This is a genomic window from Phocaeicola coprophilus DSM 18228 = JCM 13818 (assembly GCF_000157915.1).
GTDB classification, from domain to species: domain Bacteria; phylum Bacteroidota; class Bacteroidia; order Bacteroidales; family Bacteroidaceae; genus Phocaeicola; species Phocaeicola coprophilus.
Map to the genome: position 1 here is coordinate 1 of NZ_EQ973641.1, position 1,214 is coordinate 1,214.

Here is a 1,214-nt window from a genome sequence, read left to right on the forward strand (position 1 = left end):
GTGCATGGTAGTTCGGTTTCCATTCGTTCTCCAGTCCGTTCCATACGGCTGCACCCTCGTCCTTGTGGGTGTGGATTTGAAACGTGTGTATTCCGAAACGCTGCTCCAGTCTGTTCGCCAGTTCCCGGAGCTGACTTATGGTCGTGTTTTCTTGGATTACGACAACTCCCTCCCGGATTGGGGTTGCCTTCTTCTGCAATCCCTGCCCGGTTGCTGCTTTGTACTTCTCTGCGATGTCCTGATGTACTTCAGGAATGGAGCGTTCCACCCACTGCTCGTTGCGGTTGGTCAGTTCTGGACGGATGTAGTCCAGTTCCTTGCTGCGTAGGTTGTGCCGTTCTGCACTGCCGATGTTGCAGGCTCTTACATTGATGCTTGTCTTTGCCATACTGTATGCGATTTAGGTTTCTGTACTTCACGGCAAGTCGGTACGGAGTAGCGACTTGCATTGGGGTCGAGGGGTGTCCCCTCGCACACAACCCCTTTAGGAGTTATAGTGTGCTATAACCTTTGACAAAGTTAAACCATTCGGATGGGATTTGCAAGCGGTGTGAAATTACTTGAGTTCTCAGGAAGTTTTCAGGAACTCTCAGGCTTTTCTCAGATACCGCATGGCACAAAAACTCATCGGTCGGGGAGCGCCGGCACGGCAAGGGGGTGTACCAACACTCCCGACGAGTGCAGCCATTTGCATGGGTGTTTTCTTTTCGTTGGCGGTATTTGGTTTCTGTAACAAAAATCAGATAGCCTACTTTTGATTTTTGTTACATTATTCAATTTTTAACGCTTGATTTTTGTAACGTAATCAACTATTTCGTACCTTTGATTTCGTAACATAAATCAAAGAGTTATGGAGTGCAATAACATTTATTATGCGGTGGATATTGACGGTGAGGTGTCCGTCAAGAGTGATTCCGAAGTGTCAGAAATCGGACATGGCTGCAAGATAATAGGCAGGGTGTGTACGTTGGAGTGTGATACATCGTGTATGGCTTACCGTTCCGGCACGTGTCCTTTTATCTGCATGAAGGATTCTTCCGGCAACTGGATTCATGTAAGAAAGGAGGTAAGTTTATGAGTACTGAAAGCGTAACGAAATCAAAGAGGGGTGGCAAACGTGAAGGAGCCGGACGCAAACCGCTGAGCGGATATGGGACGGTTGTCATGCGTGTCCCTTCCGGTATGAAGAAGTACATTCTCTCCATGATAGACAT

The 1,214-nt window shown here is 47.8% G+C and carries 2 protein-coding genes; one reads left to right on the forward strand and one right to left on the reverse strand.

All coding sequences use genetic code 11. The features are described from left to right. A partial coding sequence (locus tag BACCOPRO_RS07820; protein ID WP_008142513.1) for a plasmid recombination protein occupies nucleotides 1-388 on the reverse strand: 388 nt, incomplete at its 3' end. Nucleotides 389-850: 462 nt separating this feature from the next. On the opposite strand from BACCOPRO_RS07820, the gene BACCOPRO_RS07825 reads away from it, so the two are divergent. Continuing rightward, entirely contained in the window at nucleotides 851-1,078 is a 228-nt protein-coding gene (locus BACCOPRO_RS07825) for a hypothetical protein (RefSeq protein WP_008142517.1), read from the forward strand. Nucleotides 1,079-1,214 lie beyond the last annotated feature (136 nt).